The sequence below is a fragment of the Pseudonocardia benzenivorans CB1190 genome (assembly GCF_000196675.2).
Lineage (GTDB): Bacteria > Actinomycetota > Actinomycetes > Mycobacteriales > Pseudonocardiaceae > Pseudonocardia > Pseudonocardia benzenivorans.
In genome coordinates, this window is sequence record NC_015312.1 from 1,095,542 (window position 1) to 1,112,170 (window position 16,629).

Below are 16,629 nucleotides of genomic sequence, written 5' to 3' on the forward strand. Positions count from 1 at the left end.
ACGAGGAGACACGAGGTGGAGCTGGATCTGGGCGATCTCGAGCCGGTGAGCCGACGGTCCACCGCGGCCATCGTCGCCGACCGGCTGCGGCAGGCGATCATGCGCGGCACGCTGCCGCCGGGCACGCAGCTCGGTGAGGTCGAGCTCGCGACGCGTCTGGGGGTCAGCCGCGGTCCGTTGCGCGAGGCCATGCAGCGGCTCGTCGCCGAGGGCCTGCTGCGCAGCGAACGCCATCGCGGGCTGTTCGTCCGCGACCTCGATGCCGCCGACGTGCGCGACGTCTACACCGCACGGGCGGCCGTCGAGCGGGCCGCCGGACTGCTGATCCTCGCGGGCGACCGGACCGCCGCGGTCACCGTCCTCAGCGCGGCGCTCGAGGAGATGGCGGCGGCCGCCGCGGCGGGCGACGCCGTCGGGCTCGCAGACGCCGACCACCGCTTCCACCACGAGCTCGTCGCCGCCTCGGGCAGCCCACGGCTGCGCCGGATGGCCGACGCGCTGCTCGTCGAGACCCGGATGTGCCTGGCCGCCCTGCAGCAGAACCCGGCCCCCGCCGCCGAGCTCGTCGAGGAACACCGCATCCTGCGCGACGCGGTGCGCGACGGCGACGCCGACCGCCTCGTCGCGACGCTCGAGACGCACATGGCGGACGCGGTGACCCGCATCCTCGACGTGGCGCCCGTCGTCGGCAACGTGCCCACCGAGCCGACCCCGCCCGCGGGAGCCGCCTGATCCCGCGTGCCCCGCCGCGCGGCCTTTCCGGTCTCGGCTCGCCGAACCCCGTCGTCGGGGTCTGCGCATGCAGGCGGGCGACCGCCGAACCCGCGCGGAGCGCTCCCGGCGTGAGCCGCACGTCACGGTCCGGCCCGGCGCGGCCCGCACTACGGTCGAAAGCCGTGACGGCACGGTGACCGGGGTCCTCGACGGGTTCCTCGTCCTCGCGGTCGTCGTGGCGGTCGGCTGGGGGATCGGCCGGTCCGGGATCCTCGGGCCCTCGGCGGTCGAGGTGCTCTCGCGGGCCGCGTTCTTCGTCGCCAGCCCGGCGTTGCTGTTCTCGACGATCTCGACATCCGACGTGCACGCCGTCTTCTCCGGGGCGCTGCTCGTGACCGCGGTGTCGAGCACCGCGGCGTGCCTGCTCTACCTGGTCTTCGCCGTCGTCCGGCGGCGCCCGGTGGGGGAGAGCGTGATCGGCGCGATGTGCTCGGGGTACGTCAACGCGGGCAACCTCGGGCTGCCGATCGTCACCTACGTCCTCAAGGACCCGTCGGCGATCGCGCCCGTGCTGCTGTTCCAGCTCGCGGTGCTCGGGCCGGTCGGCGCCACCGTTCTCGACGCCGTCACGAGCCGGGAGAGCGGTCGCCGGCTGTCGGTGCTGCGGACGGCGTCGGCGCCGCTGCGCAACCCCATCGCGATCGCGACGGGCGCCGGGCTCGTCGTCGCGTTCACCGGCTGGCACCCGCCCGAGATCGTGATGGCGCCCGTGCACCTCGTCGCGGGGATCGCGGTGCCCGGGATGTTGCTCGCGTTCGGGATCTCGCTGCACGGCGCCGCGCGACCGGGACGCGGCGGCACCGGTGTCCCGCTCGTCGTCGTGTCGGTGCTGAAGAACCTCGGACAGCCGGCGATCGCGGTCGCAACCGGGACGGCGCTCGGCATGTCGGGCGGGGCACTGCTCGCCGTCGCGGTCTGTGCGGCGCTGCCGACGGCGCAGAACATGTTCGCCTACGCCGTGCGCTACCGGCAGGGCCAGTCGCTCGCGCGCGACGCCGGCCTGGTCACGACGGTGGTCAGCATCCCGGTCATGATCGGCGTGGTGGCGCTGCTCGCCTGACGCCGGCACCCCGGACCGGGCCTGCTCGCCGCACGGGCTTGCCCTGGCCGGGACCGGCGTGGTTCCATCGGTGCAGATTGTCGACAACTCGACAACGCGACAATCTCACCCGACCACACGGAGCCCGGCGCCATGGCATCTCTGTCTCCGCTCCTCGTGCAGGCCACCCCGGTTCAGGTGGCCCGTGGCGAGGGCGTCCACCTCTACGACACCGACGGCAACCGGTACCTCGACTTCACCGCGGGGATCGGCGTCACCAGCACCGGGCACTGCCACCCGCGGGTCGTCGCGGCGGCGCAGGAGCAGGTCGCGACGCTGATCCACGGGCAGTACACGACCGTCATGCACCAGCCGCTGCTGCGCCTGACCGAGCGGCTCGGCGACGTCCTGCCCGCCGGGATCGACAGCGTCTTCTACGTCAACTCCGGCAGCGAGGCCGTCGAGGCGTCGGTCCGGCTGGCGCGGCACGCCACGGGGCGCCCGCTGGTCGTCGCGTTCGACGGCGGCTTCCACGGACGCACGATGGGCGCGGCCGCGCTCACGACGTCGGGCGCCAAGATCCGCTCCGGCAACACCCCGATGATGGGCGGCGTCGCGTTCGCGCCGTTCCCCTACGCCTACCGCTACGGCTGGAGCGAGGACGAGGCCGTCGCCTTCGCCCTGCGCGAGCTCGACCGCCTGCTCCTCACCGCCGCGCCGGCCGCCGACGTGGCCGCGTTCATCGTCGAGCCCGTACTGGGCGAGGGCGGCTACGTGCCGACGCCCGCGTCGTTCCTCGTGGGGCTGCGCGAGCGCGCGGACCGGCACGGCATCCTGCTGATCGCCGACGAGGTGCAGACGGGCTTCGGGCGCACCGGCCTGTTCTGGGGCCACCAGCACGCGCCGGGCGTGACGCCGGACGTCATCGTCACCGCCAAGGGGCTGGCCAGCGGCTTCCCGCTGTCGGCGATCGCGGCGCCCGCCGCGCTGATGGCCAAGGGCCGTCCCGGGTCGCAGGGCGGGACCTACGGCGGCAACGCCGTCGCCTGCGCGGCCGCGCTCGCGACGCTCGACGTCATCGAGGACGAGGGACTCGTCGCCAACGCGGCGAAGCAGGGCCTGCGGCTGCTCGACGCGGCGCGCGACCTCGCGGCCGACCACCCCGGCATCGGCGACGTCCGGGGCCGCGGGCTGATGGTCGGCACGGAGTTCGTCACGCCCGACGGCCGGCCCGACGGCGCGACCGCCGCCCGTGCCCACGCCGCCGCGGCCGCGCACGGCCTGCTGCTGCTCACCTGCGGGGCCGAGGGGCACGTCGTGCGGATGATCCCGCCGCTCGTGGTCACCGCGGACCAGGTCGACGAGGGCATCGCCCTCTGGTCGAAGGCCCTGACGGACGCGACCACCTGACGCCCTGACCGATTTCGCCGGCGCCGGCCCCCACTGCACGAACGGCGCAGGGGAGGTTCAGCGGCCGGCCGGGGTGATGTTCAGGCTCATGCCGGCGAGGCCGCGGGCACGCGTCGAGAGCTTGTCGGCGACCGCGCGCAGCGCGCTCCCCGCGGGGGACTCGGGTGCGGCCAGGACGATCGGCGTGCCCGAGTCGCCGCACTCGCGCAGCTCGGGCGCCAACGGGATCTGGCCCAGCAGCGGGACGGGAGCGCCCAGCGCGCGGCTCAGCGAGTCGGCCACCGTCTGCCCGCCACCCGAGCCGAAGACCTCCATCCGCGAGCCGTCGGGCAGCTCCATCCACGACATGTTCTCGACGACGCCCGCGAGCCGCTGCCGCGTCTGCAGCGCGATGCTGCCGGCCCGCTCGGCGACCTCGGCCGCGGCCTGCTGCGGCGTCGTCACGACGAGCAGCTCCGCGTTGGGCATGAGCTGCGCGGTGGAGATCGCGATGTCGCCGGTGCCGGGCGGGAGGTCGAGCAGCAGGACGTCGAGGTCGCCCCAGAACACGTCGGCGAGGAACTGCTGCAGCGCACGGTGCAGCATCGGCCCGCGCCACACGACGGGGGTGTTGCCGTCGACGAACATCCCGATCGAGATGACCTTCACGTCGTGTGCCTGCGGCGGCATGATCATGTCGTCGACCTTGGTGGGCCGGGCGGTGGTGCCCAGCATGCGCGGCACGGAGTGGCCGTAGATGTCGGCGTCGACGACGCCGACCGAGAGCCCCCGTGCGGCCATCGCGGCAGCCAGGTTGACCGTCACCGACGACTTGCCGACCCCGCCCTTGCCCGACGCCACGCAGTAGACCCGGGTCAGCGAGCCGGGCTGGGCGAAGGGGATGACGGGCTCGGCCGAGTCGCCGCGCAGGCTGCGCCGCAGCTCGCTGCGCTGCTCGTCGGACATCACGTCGAGCTCGACGACGACGTCGCGCACCCCGGGCACCGCGGTGACGGCCTCGGTGACGCGCGTGGTGATCGTGTCGCGCATGGGACAACCCGCGACGGTGAGGTACACGGCGACGTGCGCGACGCCGTCGGCGGACACCTCGACGCTCTTCACCATGCCGAGCTCGGTGATCGGCTTGCGGATCTCGGGATCGTCGACCTTGGCGAGCGCGGCGCGGACGGCCTGCTCGACGGTCTGCGATCCGGTGTTTCCCATGACGGACATCAGGTTCTCCGTTGCAATGCTGCTGGGCGCTGGTGCGGTGTCCCGGGCGGGCGGCGGTGCCTCGCCCCACCCGCGGCTGACCCCGGCGGGAGGACTTCATCCTACGTGCGTCGTCGGGCCGACCCTCACCTCCGTAGCATCTGATGACGTGACGGACATCGCCGACGCCACCGCGGGCCGGGCCCGCGCTGGCGATCCGGGGGGACGGCGGGCCGTGCCGACGCAGGAGCAGCTCGCCTCGTGGCGGGCCTTCCTGAAGGCGCACGCCACCATCACCCGGGTACTCGAGAACGAGCTGGAGGCCGAGCAGCGGCTGTCGCTCGCGGCCTACGACGTGCTGGTCCAGCTGGCCGAGGCGCCGCAGCGGCAGCTGCGGATGACCGAGCTGGCCGACGCCGTGCTGCTGTCGCGGTCGGGGGTGACCCGGCTGGTCGACCGGCTGGAGCGGGCGGGGCTGGTGACGCGCTCGCCGGTCGCGGGGGACGGCCGGGGCGTGGCGGCGCACCTCACCGAGGCCGGCCTCGGCAGGCTGCGGGTGGCAGCGCGGACCCACCTGGCCGGCGTGCTGGAGCACTTCGTCGACCGGCTCGACGACGAGCAGCTCCGGGCGCTGGAGACGATCAGCCTGCGGCTCGTCGTGTAGGACGGTGGGGACCGGACCGGACCGGTCGGTCAGTGCTCGTGCCTGCTCACCTGGCGCCGACGCTCGGCCTCGGCGCGCGGGGGATCCGCCCCGAGGCGCTCGGCCAGCTTGTCGAGCTCGCTGCGCAGGTAGTCGCGCGTCGCCACCTCGCCGATGGCGATGCGCAGGGCGGCGAGCTCGCGGGCGAGGTACTCGGTGTCGGCCTTGGTGCGCTCGGCGCGGGTGCGGTCCTCCTCCAGTGCGACGCGGTCGCGGTCGTCCTGCCGGTTCTGCGCGAGCAGGATCAGCGGCGCGGCGTAGGCGGCCTGGGTGGAGAAGGCCAGGTTGAGCAGGATGAACGGGTAGGGGTCCCACTGCAGGCTCACCGCGAACAGGTTGAGCCCGATCCACACGACGACGATGACCGTCTGGATCGCGAGGAACTGGCCCGTCCCGAGGAAGCGGGCGATCCTCTCCGACAGCCGGGCGAAGCCCTCGGGGTCGACCTCGAACCGGCGCCTGCTGGAGACGGGCTGGTCGAGTTTGCGGGTGCTGTGCAGCTCAGGCACGGTCGGCCCCCAGCTCTTCGGCCGGCAGCCCGCCGGAGCGTGACCCGTTGCCGACGAACCCGTCGCCCGGTTCGGTCATCTCGTCGCGCCAGCCGACGGGCAGGATGTGGTCGAGCACGTCGTCGACGGTGACCGCACCCAGCAGGTGGTCCTCGGAGTCCACGACGGGTCCCGCCACCAGGTTGTAGGCCGCGAAGTAGCGGGTGATCTCGCTGAGGGTGGCCTCCGGGGTCAGCCGGGCGAGCTCGCTGTCGACGATGCCCGCCACCAGGTCGAACGGTGCCTCGCGCAGCAGCCGCTGGGCGTGCACGCAGCCGAGGTAGCGGCCCGTCGGGGTCGCCGACGGCGGCCGGCACACGAACACCATGCTGGCCAGGGCCGGCGGGATGTCGGGGTTGCGGATGTGGGCGAGCGCCTCCGCGACGGTCGCGTCGGGGCGCAGGATGATCGGCTCGGGCGTCATCAGGCCACCCGCGGTGTCGCTGGAGTAGCTCAGCAGCCGGCGGACGGGCTCGGACTCCTCGGGCTCCATCAGCGCGAGGAGCCGGTCGGACTCGGCCGGGGAGAGCTCGCCGAGCAGGTCGGCGGCGTCGTCGGGCGACATGGCCTCGAGGACGTCGGCGGCGCGTTCGGAGTCGAGGTGGGCGAGCAGCTCACGCTGGTCGGACTCGGACATCTCCTCGAAGACGTCGGCGAGCCGCTCGTCGTCGAGCGCGTCGATGACCTCGAACTGGCGCTTGGGCGGCAGTTCCGAGAGCGCGGCGGCGACGTCGGCCGGGCGCATCGCCTCGAACACCGAGAGCAGCCCCTCGGTGCCCTGCCGGTCGGTCAGGGTCAGCCCCTGCGCGGCACTCCACGGCACGACCTGCACCGAGCCGCGCCGGGTGAGCCGCGAGCGCCGCGGCCGCACCGCGAGCCTGCCGACGACCCAGTCCCGCGACCGGAGCGGCTCGATGGCGGCGTCGACGACCACGACCTCCTGGCCGGAGTCGCTGAGCGTCACCGTCGCGTCGAGGACCTGGCCGATCACGAGCGCCTCGTTGGGTCGCTGGTGGAAGCCGCGCAGGCTGACCGAGCCCGTCGCGAGGGTGATCGCCGCGGGGTCGACGGCCGTCACCCGCAGCATCGGGACGAAGATCCGCCGCCGCGTCGCGAGCTCGACGACGAGGCCCAGCACCCGCGGCGGGCTCGGATCGACGCGCAGCGAGATGACGACGTCGCGCACCTTGCCGATGCGCTCGCCGTCGGGCCCGAACACGGCGAGACCCGCCATGCGCGCCACGAAGACCTGGGTCGCTGCCACGCGGGCCAGCCTAGAGCGGCGTCATCCCTGGTGGGACCTAAGGTCGGCGCATGAACGGGATGCGCTACGACGTCGTCGACGTGTTCACCGACCGGCCGTTCGCCGGCAACCCGCTGGCCGTCGTGCACGGGGCCGGCGAGGCGGGTCTCGGCGGCCCGGCGATGCAGGCGATCGCGGCCGAGTTCGCGCTGTCGGAGACGGTGTTCGTGCTCCCGCCGACGCGGCAGGGCGCGGACTATCGGGTGCGCATCTTCACCCCGGCCGTCGAGCTGCCGTTCGCGGGGCATCCGAGCGTCGGCGCGGCGTGGGTGCTCGCGCGCGACGGGGTGATCGGCGGGGGCGACGTCGTGCAGGAGTGCGGCGCCGGGCTGCTCCCGGTGCACGTCGACGCGGCCGGCGCACGCGTGACGGGCGGGACGCCCGAGGTGCTCGACGGCGTCGACCCCGCGGGCGCGGTCGCACTGGCCGAGGCCGTCGGGCTCACGGCCGCCGACGTCGACGACCGGGTCCCGGCCGGGTCGACCGCGGCCGGCGTGCCCTACGTGGTGCTCCCGGTGCGGTCCGACGCCGTCGCCCGCGCGGAGTGCGACGCCGGGGCGGTCCGCGCGCTGACGGCCGGGCGGACGGGGCTCGTCGTCGCGGCCCTGGAGCACCTGCCGGAGGTGCACCTGCGGATGTTCGCCCCGGGTTCGGGTGTCGTGGAGGACCCCGCGACGGGATCGGCGGCCGTGGCGCTGGGGGTGTTCCTCGCCGACCGCGGCCTGCTCGCGGCCGAGGGCGGGTCGTCGTTCACGATCGCCCAGGGTGCGGAGATCGGGCGCCCGTCCCGGCTCGACGTCACCGTGACCACCCGCGCCGGCGCGGCCGTCGCGACGACCGTGCGGGGTGGGGTCGCACCGGTGGCCACGGGGGTCCTGACGGCCCGCCCCGCGGAGTGAGCCGGGTCTCGACGGGGCGGCCGAACAGGCCTTTCACCTCGCGTGGGTGAGAAACCAATCACCTCTGGCGGGTGTCGGGGCCCGGTCCGTGCCAGCATCGCCACAAGCCTGCGCAGTCCTGCGTGCCGACCCGACGAGGAGTCGCCTCCGTGACCACCCGCACCCGCGCCCGCCGCTCCTGTCTCGCCGTCCCCGGCTCGAGCCAGAAGTTCATCGACAAGGCCCGGACGTTGCCCGCCGACCAGGTCTTCCTCGACCTCGAGGACGCCTGCGCGCCGCTGGCCAAGCCGGGCGCGCGCAAGACGATCGTCGCGGCGCTCAACGAGGGCGGCTGGGGCGAGCGCATCCGCGTCGTGCGGGTCAACGACTGGACCACCGAGTGGACCTACCGCGACGTGACCGAGGTCGTCGAGGGCGCGGGCGCCAACCTCGACGCGATCATGCTGCCCAAGGTGCAGACGGCCGAGCAGGTCGTCGCGCTCGACCTGCTGCTCACCCAGATCGAGAAGACCATGGGCTACGAGGTCGGCCGGATCGGGATCGAGGCGCAGATCGAGAACGCGCTGGGGCTGACCAACGTCAACGCCATCGCCGCGGCCTCGCCGCGCGTCGAGACGATCATCTTCGGCCCGGCCGACTTCATGGCGTCGATCAACATGAAGTCCCTGGTCGTGGGCGAGCAGCCGCCCGGCTACGACGTCGGCGACGCCTACCACCACATCCTCATGAGCATCCTGATGGCCGCGCGCGCCCACGAGAAGCTCGCCATCGACGGCCCGTACCTGCAGATCAAGGACGTCGACGGGTTCCGCCGCGTCGCGGGCCGGTCGGCCGCGCTGGGCTTCGACGGCAAGTGGGTCCTGCACCCCGGCCAGATCGACGCCGCCAACGAGACCTTCAGCCCGGCCCAGGCCGACTACGACCACGCCGAGAACATCCTCGACGCCTACGACTGGTACACCTCCGAGGCCGGTGGCAAGCGGGGCGCGGCGATGCTGGGCGACGAGATGATCGACGAGGCCAGCCGCAAGATGGCGCTGGTGATCTCGGGTAAGGGCCGGGCCGCCGGCATGGAGCGCACCGACCGGTGGACCCCGCCGGAGGCGTGAGCCGCCCCCGCCGCACCCACCCGAGACCCCGAGGAGCAGCAGATGGCCCGCCTCGCCCAGACCGCCGGTCTGACCGACGTCCAGCAGGAGATCCTGTCCACCGTCAGGACGTTCGTGGACAAGGAGATCATCCCGCACGCCACCGCGCTGGAGCACGCGGACACCTACCCGCAGGACATCGTCGACGGGATGAAGGAGATGGGGCTCTTCGGCCTCACCATCCCCGAGGAGTACGGCGGCCTGGGCGAGTCGCTGCTGACCTACGCGCTGGTCGTCGAGCAGATCGCGCGCGGGTGGATGAGCGTCTCCGGCGTCATCAACACGCACTTCATCGTCGCCTACATGCTCACCCAGCACGGCACCGACGAGCAGAAGCAGCGGCTGCTGCCGCAGATGGCGGCCGGTGAGGTCCGCGGCGCGTTCTCGATGTCGGAGCCCGACCTCGGCTCCGACGTCGCGGCGATCAAGACGAAGGCCGTGCGCGACGGCGACGACTACGTCATCGACGGCGCGAAGATGTGGCTGACCAACGGCGGCACCTCGAACCTGATCGCCCTGCTGGTGAGGACGGACGAGGGCAAGCCCAAGCCCCACCAGAACCTGACGGCGTTCCTGGTCGAGAAGCCGACCGGGTACGGCGAGGTCGCGCCCGGGCTCACGATCCCCGGCAAGATCGACAAGATGGGGTACAAGGGCGTCGACACGACCGAGGCGGTGTTCGACGGCTACCGCATCCCCGCGTCGGCGATCCTGGGCGGGGAGACCGGCAAGGGCTTCTCGCAGATGATGGACGGCGTCGAGGTCGGCCGGGTCAACGTCGCCGCCCGCGCCTGCGGCATCTCGATCCGGGCGTTCGAGCTCGCGGTCGAGTACGCCCAGCAGCGCAGCACGTTCGGCAAGCCGATCGCCGAGCACCAGGCCATCGCGTTCAAGCTCGCCGAGATGGGCACCAAGGTCGAGGCGGCGCACCACATGATGGTCAACGCGGCGCGGCTGAAGGACGCGGGCACGCGCAACGACGTCGAGGCCGGGATGGCCAAGCTGATCGCGTCGGAGTACTGCGCCGAGGTCACCCAGGAGGCGTTCCGCATCCACGGCGGCTACGGCTACTCCAAGGAGTACGAGATCGAGCGGTTGATGCGCGAGGCGCCGTTCCTGCTCATCGGCGAGGGCACGTCGGAGATCCAGAAGACGATCATCTCCCGGGGGCTCCTGCGCGAGTACCGCTCGCGCTGACCTGGGCGGGGCCGGCGGCCGCACTCCCGATCGCGGCCGCCGGCCCGTCTCCCGACCCCCACGGGAGGGCCGACGATACGCCTCCACACGGATTCGTGTGCCCCCGAACGGAGTGATCGGCCCTGGTCGTCCGGCGCGTCGCGTCCTGCCGCCGACCACGGGGTGTGATCAGATGGGGTCGCCGTGCGCGACGTCACCGGCACGCCCGCGGCTGGTCCGGCCCGTCGCGGGCACTGTGTCCGGCTCGTGTGCGTTGGCATGATGGGTGCCTGACCATCCAGGTGTCCCGAATCGTCGAGGAGAGTCTCCGGTGACCGCACCGTTCGGCGGCTCCGGGCGCGCCGTGCCCGGTCTGCCCAATCTGCCCACCCCGCCGACGGGCTGGCCCGTCGGCTCCTACGCCACCTACGAGGAGGCGCAGCGGGCCGTCGACCACCTCGCCGACAGCGACTTCCCGGTTCGGGACGTCACGATCGTCGGCGTCGACCTGATGCTCGTCGAGCGCGTCATCGGCCGCCTGACCTGGGGGCGCGTGCTCATGTCGGGCGGCGCGTCCGGCGCCTGGTTCGGTCTGTTCTTCGGCCTGCTGCTGGGGCTCGTCGGGACGACGACCGCGCCGTTCGTCGCCGTCCTCATCGGACTCGTGGGCGGCATGATCTTCGGCATCATCCTCGCCGCGGTCGGCTACGGCGCCTCCCGCGGCCGTCGCGACTTCACGTCGGCGAGCCAGATGGTCGCCGGCCGGTACGACGTCCTGTGCCAGCCGCGCAACGCCGAGAAGGCTCGTGAGCTGCTCGCGAAGCTCGCGATGTCGCCGGGCGCCGGCCAGCGGCCCGCCGGGAGCTGACGGGGCGGGCCGGTCGCCGGAGGTCGATCTCTTCGGCCGCCGCCGGGCGACCATCCGGACGCGAAGATTGCGGTCCGGTCTCGGTCTCCCATGTTCGAATTGCGAGCACCGTCCACCCTCCGTACGTTCGGTGCACCGGCGCGATCTCGTGACCGGTGTCACAGGCTGAACACGCCGACGTGTCGCCGTTCGCGAGCGCCTCGTCGGCTCCTGACGGGAGGCCGGTATGGGGCAGCCGCTCGGGCGGAGGCGGCAGGGACGGCAGGGACGCGGGAGGTTCCGGACGTTCGCGATCGGGGGCGCCGCGCTGCTCGCGGCCGCGACCATCGCGGGGTGCGGGAGTGCGCCGGCCGGGCCGCCCGTCCTGAACTTCTACACCCCGGCCGACGGGGCGAAGCAGTACGCGGCGGCGGCCGCCGCGTGTACCCAGCAGTCCGGCGGCCGGTACTCGATCGTGCAGCAGACGCTACCGAAGAGCGCCGACGACCAGCGGCTGCAGCTCGCGCGCCGGCTCGTCGCGGGCGACCCGTCCGTCGACATCATGGGCATCGACGTGACGTGGACGGCCGAGTTCGCCGAGGCCGGCTGGCTGGAGAAGTTCCCGGCGGACCAGGCGGCGAAGGTCAAGGAAGGAACGCTGGCCGGCCCGCTCGACACCGGGACCTGGCAGGGCGAGCTCTGGGCAGCCCCGCTCAACACGAACACCCAGATCCTCTGGTACCGCAAGGACCTCGCGCCCAACCCGCCGGCCACGTGGGACGACATGATCGCCCAGTCCGAGGCGCTCGCGGCCAAGGGCCTGCCGGCGGCCATCGAGGTGCAGGGCGCCCAGTACGAGGGCATCACCGTCTGGTTCAACACGTTGCTGACCAGCGCGGGTGGCCAGGTCGTCAACGAGAACGGCGACGTGCTCATCGACAAGGGCGACGCCGCGGTGAAGGCCGCGACGATCATGCAGCGGGTCGCGACCGCCAAGGGAGCGGACCCGTCGCTGTCGGTCAACAAGGAGAACGACGGCCGGCTCGCGATGGAGGCGGGCGAGGCGGCGTTCCAGCTCAACTACCCGTTCGTCTACGCCTCGATCAACACCCCGCCGCCGGACGGCGGCGGTGGCGGGACGTTCATCGACGCGCAGGGCAAGGCGACCTCACAGGACACCGGCCGCCGCGTCATCGACGAGTTCGCGTGGGCCCCCTACCCGTCGGTCATCCCGGGCAAGCCCGCGACCGTCACGATCGGTGGCCTGAACCTGGGCGTGAGCAGCACGTCGCTGCACAAGGACCTCGCGTTCGACGCCGTGCAGTGCCTGCGCGACCGTGACAACCAGCTGGTCAACGCGGTCGACGGCGGTGTCCCGCCGACGCTGGAGGCGCTGTACTCCGACCCGGCGTTCCAGGAGAAGTACCCGGCGTGGCAGGCCATCAAGGAGTCGCTGGACAACGCCAGCGTCCGCCCGAAGACCCCGGCCTACCAGAGCATCTCCATCGTGCTGTCCGACGCGCTGAACCCGCCCGGCGACATCGACCCGCCGGTGGTGGTCGCGGGTCTCGCCGAACAGATCCGGAAGGCGGAGAACTCGGAGGGGTTGGTCCCGTGACACTCGACAGCGGAGCGCTCGCCGCTGCGACGACCAAGCAGGAACCGTCGCACCGCGCGGGCAAGCAGCCCCTCTCCGAGGGCAAGAAGGCCGAACGGCGGCTCGGGCTGTGGCTGTGCGCCCCGGCCGCGATCATCATGGTCGCCGTCACGGCGTACCCGATCATCTACGCGATCTGGCTGTCGCTGCAGCGCTACGACCTGCGCTTCCCCGCCGAACGGGAGTTCGCCGGGCTGTCCAACTACGGCGCGGTGCTCACCTCGGCCTACTGGTGGCAGGCGTTCCTGATCACGGTGATCATCACGGTGGTCTCCGTGGCGATCGAGTTCGTGCTCGGCCTCGCGCTCGCGCTGGTCATGCACCGCACGATCGTCGGGCGCGGGCTGACCAGGACGGTCGTGCTCATCCCGTACGGGATCGTCACCGTCGTCGCGGCGTTCTCGTGGCAGTTCGCGTGGACGCCCGACAAGGGCTACCTCGCGGCGATGCTGTCCGAGGGTTCGGCGCCGCTGACCGGGCAGGCGTCGGCCATCGCGATCATCATCCTCGCGGAGGTCTGGAAGACGACGCCGTTCATGGCGTTGCTGCTCATGGCCGGGCTCGCGCTCGTCCCCGACGACCTGCTCAAGGCCGCGCAGGTCGACGGTGCCGGTGCCTGGCAGCGGCTGACGCAGATCATCCTGCCGATGATGAAGCCCGCCATCCTCGTCGCGCTGCTGTTCCGCACGCTCGACGCGTTCCGGGTCTTCGACAACATCTACATCCTCACCCAGGGGTCCAACGGCACCGGCTCGGTCTCGATGTTGGGCTACGACAACCTGTTCAAGGCCTTCAACCTGGGCATCGGCTCCGCGATCAGCGTCCTGATCTTCGTCGCCGTCGCGCTCATCGCATTGCTGTTCATCAAGATCTTCGGGGCCGCGGCCCCGGGCTCCGAGCCGACGGGGAAGCGGTGATCTGAGTGGCGACGATGACGGCGACGGCTCCCGCCAACAAGAAGATCGGCTGGGGCCTCATCAACCTCCTGGTGATCCTCTACGCGCTCATCCCGGTGCTGTGGATCGTCAGCCTCTCGTTCAAGACGGCCGACACGATCACCGACGGCAACTTCATCCCGCGCAGCTGGACGTGGTCGAACTACGCGCAGATCTTCCAGATCAACCTCTTCACCAGCGCCCTGCGCAACTCCATCGGCATCGCGCTGATCTCGACGGTCATCGCCGTCGTGATCGGGACGATGGCGGCCTACGCGATCGCCCGGCTCGACTTCCCGGGCAAGAAGGCGCTCGTCGGCGTCTCGCTGCTGATCGCGATGTTCCCGCAGATCTCGCTGGTCAGCCCGCTGTTCGACATCGAGCGGGCCATCGGGCTCTTCGACACGTGGCCCGGCCTGATCCTGCCCTACATCACCTTCGCGCTGCCGCTGGCGATCTACACGCTGTCGGCGTTCTTCCGCGAGATCCCGTGGGAGCTGGAGAAGGCGGCCAAGATGGACGGTGCGACGCCGCTGCAGGCGTTCCGCTCCGTCATTGTGCCGCTGGCCGCGCCGGGCGTCTTCACCACCGCGATCCTGGTGTTCATCTTCTGCTGGAACGACTTCCTGTTCGCGGTCTCGCTGACCTCGACGTCGCGCTCGCAGACGGCGACGGTGGCGATCTCGCAGTTCACGGGCGCCTCGCAGTTCGCCGAGCCCACCGGCTCGATCGCGGCGGCCGCGGTGCTGCTCACCATCCCGATCATCATCTTCGTGCTGTTCTTCCAGCGCCGGATCGTGGCCGGCCTGACCTCCGGCGCAGTGAAGGGGTAGGACTCCAATGGCAGACATCGTTCTCGACCACGTCTACAAGCGGTACCCGGACGGCACCCTCGGCGCCGACGACGTCAACATCGAGATCGCCGACGGCGAGTTCATCATCCTCGTCGGGCCGTCGGGCTGCGGGAAGTCGACGACGCTCAACATGATCGCCGGGCTGGAGGACATCTCCGAGGGCGAGCTGCGCATCGGCGGCGCCCGGGTCAACGAGAAGGCGCCCAAGGACCGCGACATCGCGATGGTGTTCCAGTCCTACGCGCTCTACCCGCACATGACCGTCCGGGAGAACATGGCGTTCCCGCTGAAGCTGGCCAAGGTCGACAAGGCCGAGATCGCCCGCAAGGTGGAGGAGACCGCGCAGATCCTCGACCTCACCCAGCACCTGGACCGCAAGCCCGCCAACATGTCCGGCGGGCAGCGCCAGCGCGTCGCGATGGGGCGGGCGATCGTCCGCAGCCCGAAGGCGTTCCTCATGGACGAGCCGCTGTCGAACCTGGACGCCAAGCTCCGCGTCCAGATGCGGACGATGGTCTCCAAACTGCAGCAGCGCCTGGAGACCACCACGGTCTACGTCACGCACGACCAGACCGAGGCCATGACGCTCGGCGACCGTATCGTCGTCATGAAGAGCGGTGTGGTGCAACAGATCGGCTCGCCGCAGCATCTCTACGACGAGCCGGCCAACCTGTTCGTCGCGGGCTTCATCGGCTCGCCCGCGATGAACTTCCTGCCCGCCACACTGGAGAACGGGTCGCTGCGCACCTCGCTCGGCGACCTCGGGATGCCCGACCGGGTCCGGCGCGCGCTCGAGGCGGCCGACGCGCCGCGCGAGGTCATCGTCGGTATCCGGCCGGAGCACTTCGAGGACGCGGGCGTCGTCGAGGACCACGTCCGGGCGCGGGGGTCGGTGTTCACCGCCGAGGTCGACGTCCTGGAGTCGATGGGGTCGGACAAGTTCGCCTACTTCAAGATCGAGGGCGAGCAGGCCATGTCCGACGACCTCGCCGAGCTCGCCGCCGACGCCGGCACCGCCGACGTCCCCGACAGCGCGGGGCAGCTCGTCACGCGGCTGTCGGCGACCTCGCAGGCGAGGGAGGGCGAGCGTTCCGAGGTGTGGGTCGACACCGACAAGATCCAGATCTTCGACCCGCACTCCGGCGCGAACCTGACCAGCAAGGACCCGGCCACCGCCAACGCCTGACGCTCGTCCACCGGAAGCGGCGTCCTCCTGCGGGAGGGCGCCGCTCCTGTGTGCGTGCAAAGCGCCGGGATGCCGGTGCTCCGGCGGTGTGCCGCTGGTTCGCCGCTGGTTCTGCAGGAACGGCACTTTCCCGCAACCCGGTTGCGGGAAAGTGCCGTTCCTGCATTCGGGGCGGGCGGGTGCGGACGTGTCGTGAGCGCTCGGCCGACGCGCTGGTGGCACGTTCGGCAGTGAGCAGAGATGCGGTGGGGTTGACGGACCGGCGGTGTGCAGTGTGCAATATTTCGCATGCCGGTTCCCGCCCGTGATGGTGTGCTCGCGACGTCGCTGCTGCGCGACCGTGCCTACACCGCGATCCGCGACGCCATCGTCGACGGCACGCTCGCGCCGGGGGAGCGGCTTCTCGACGCGGAGCTGTCCGAATGGCTCGGCGTGAGCCGCACCCCGATCCGGGAGGCGCTCGGGCGTCTCGAACGGTCCGGGCTGGTGCTGACCAGGCCGGGGCACTCGACGGTCGTCAGCCCCGTCCGGGCCCGCGAGACGGCCGCGGCGCAGTCGGTCGTCGCCGCGATGCACGAGCTCGCGGTGCGCGAGGCCGTGCCCCTGCTGTCGGCGTCGGACCTCGACACCATGCACGCCGCCAACGCCCGGTTCGCCGCCGCCCTGCGCGCCGACGACGTGGACGCCGCCGTGGCCGCCGACGACGACTTCCACGAGGTCGCGGTCGCGGCCTCGGGCAACGCGGCGGTCCGCGCGGTGCTCGACCAGTTCGGTCCCGTGCTGCGCCGCGTCGAACGGATGCGCTTCGGCTCGCTCGCCGGTCGCGGCTCCGTCGCCCAGCACGACCGGATCGTCGCGCTCTGTGCCGCCGGGGACGTCGAGGGTGCCGCGGCGGCCGCCCGGGAGAACTGGCAGACCCTCGCCCTGCTCACCGACGTCTCCGACACGGAGGACTGACC

General features: G+C 72.0%; 16 protein-coding genes. 13 read left to right on the forward strand and 3 right to left on the reverse strand.

Features of this window, described 5'->3' with window-relative positions; translation table 11 throughout:
- Nucleotides 1-21 precede the first annotated feature (21 nt).
- The 3 genes from PSED_RS05310 to PSED_RS05320 all read left to right on the forward strand — a co-directional run bounded on the left by PSED_RS05310 (nt 22) and on the right by PSED_RS05320 (nt 3,223).
- Complete coding sequence (locus PSED_RS05310; protein ID WP_202946409.1) at nt 22-732, forward strand: GntR family transcriptional regulator; 711 nt, start codon at nt 22-24, stop codon at nt 730-732.
- Between the two features lie 175 nt (nt 733-907).
- Entirely contained in the window at nt 908-1,834 is a 927-nt protein-coding gene (locus PSED_RS05315) for an AEC family transporter (RefSeq protein WP_041760502.1), read from the forward strand.
- Between the two features lie 132 nt (nt 1,835-1,966).
- Nucleotides 1,967-3,223 carry an aspartate aminotransferase family protein gene (locus tag PSED_RS05320; protein WP_013673231.1) on the forward strand — a complete coding sequence of 419 codons (1,257 nt, stop codon included), beginning with the start codon at nt 1,967-1,969 and terminating at the stop codon, nt 3,221-3,223.
- A gap of 57 nt (nt 3,224-3,280) precedes the next feature.
- Here the strand turns inward: PSED_RS05320 and PSED_RS05325 are convergent, their stop codons facing one another.
- Complete coding sequence (locus PSED_RS05325; protein ID WP_013673232.1) at nt 3,281-4,435, reverse strand: Mrp/NBP35 family ATP-binding protein; 1,155 nt, start codon at nt 4,433-4,435, stop codon at nt 3,281-3,283.
- Nucleotides 4,436-4,583: 148 nt separating this feature from the next.
- Between PSED_RS05325 and PSED_RS05330 the strand changes: the two genes are divergently transcribed.
- Nucleotides 4,584-5,078 carry a MarR family winged helix-turn-helix transcriptional regulator gene (locus tag PSED_RS05330; RefSeq protein ID WP_013673233.1) on the forward strand — a complete coding sequence of 165 codons (495 nt, stop codon included), beginning with the start codon at nt 4,584-4,586 and terminating at the stop codon, nt 5,076-5,078.
- Nucleotides 5,079-5,107: 29 nt separating this feature from the next.
- Here PSED_RS05330 and PSED_RS05335 read toward each other — a convergent pair whose 3' ends face one another.
- Nucleotides 5,108-5,626 carry a DUF1003 domain-containing protein gene (locus PSED_RS05335; protein ID WP_013673234.1) on the reverse strand — a complete coding sequence of 173 codons (519 nt, stop codon included), beginning with the start codon at nt 5,624-5,626 and terminating at the stop codon, nt 5,108-5,110.
- On the reverse strand, nt 5,619-6,929 hold the full coding sequence (locus PSED_RS05340) for a magnesium transporter MgtE N-terminal domain-containing protein (protein ID WP_013673235.1): 1,311 nt from the start codon (nt 6,927-6,929) through the stop codon (nt 5,619-5,621). The genes PSED_RS05335 and PSED_RS05340 overlap by 8 nt, the downstream gene beginning before the upstream one ends.
- Nucleotides 6,930-6,979: 50 nt before the next feature.
- Between PSED_RS05340 and PSED_RS05345 the strand changes: the two genes are divergently transcribed.
- The 9 genes from PSED_RS05345 to PSED_RS05385 all read left to right on the forward strand — a co-directional run bounded on the left by PSED_RS05345 (nt 6,980) and on the right by PSED_RS05385 (nt 16,627).
- Complete coding sequence (locus PSED_RS05345) at nt 6,980-7,867, forward strand: PhzF family phenazine biosynthesis protein (RefSeq protein WP_013673236.1); 888 nt, start codon at nt 6,980-6,982, stop codon at nt 7,865-7,867.
- A gap of 149 nt (nt 7,868-8,016) precedes the next feature.
- Nucleotides 8,017-8,976: an HpcH/HpaI aldolase/citrate lyase family protein gene (locus tag PSED_RS05350; protein ID WP_013673237.1), complete on the forward strand. Its 960-nt coding sequence runs from the start codon at nt 8,017-8,019 to the stop codon at nt 8,974-8,976.
- 42 nt (nt 8,977-9,018) lie between these two features.
- Nucleotides 9,019-10,212, forward strand: coding sequence for an acyl-CoA dehydrogenase family protein (locus PSED_RS05355; protein ID WP_013673238.1), 1,194 nt, complete (start codon nt 9,019-9,021; stop codon nt 10,210-10,212).
- 310 nt (nt 10,213-10,522) lie between these two features.
- A complete protein-coding gene (locus tag PSED_RS05360; RefSeq protein WP_013673239.1) occupies nt 10,523-11,059 on the forward strand; it encodes a YflT domain-containing protein in 537 nt (178 codons plus the stop codon).
- 226 nt (nt 11,060-11,285) lie between these two features.
- Complete coding sequence (locus tag PSED_RS05365) at nt 11,286-12,656, forward strand: ABC transporter substrate-binding protein (RefSeq protein WP_013673240.1); 1,371 nt, start codon at nt 11,286-11,288, stop codon at nt 12,654-12,656.
- Nucleotides 12,653-13,612 (forward strand): carbohydrate ABC transporter permease, encoded by a 960-nt coding sequence (locus PSED_RS05370; RefSeq protein ID WP_013673241.1) that lies wholly within the window; start codon nt 12,653-12,655, stop codon nt 13,610-13,612. Before PSED_RS05365 ends, PSED_RS05370 begins: the two co-directional genes overlap by 4 nt.
- A 14-nt stretch (nt 13,613-13,626) precedes the next feature.
- The gene (locus PSED_RS05375; protein WP_013673242.1) at nt 13,627-14,463 is read left to right on the forward strand and encodes a carbohydrate ABC transporter permease; all 837 of its coding nucleotides are present in this window, start codon (nt 13,627-13,629) and stop codon (nt 14,461-14,463) included.
- Between the two features lie 7 nt (nt 14,464-14,470).
- A complete protein-coding gene (locus PSED_RS05380) occupies nt 14,471-15,670 on the forward strand; it encodes an ABC transporter ATP-binding protein (RefSeq protein ID WP_013673243.1) in 1,200 nt (399 codons plus the stop codon).
- Between the two features lie 288 nt (nt 15,671-15,958).
- A complete protein-coding gene (locus PSED_RS05385; protein WP_013673244.1) occupies nt 15,959-16,627 on the forward strand; it encodes a GntR family transcriptional regulator in 669 nt (222 codons plus the stop codon).
- The last annotated feature ends 2 nt before the right edge of the window (nt 16,628-16,629 follow it).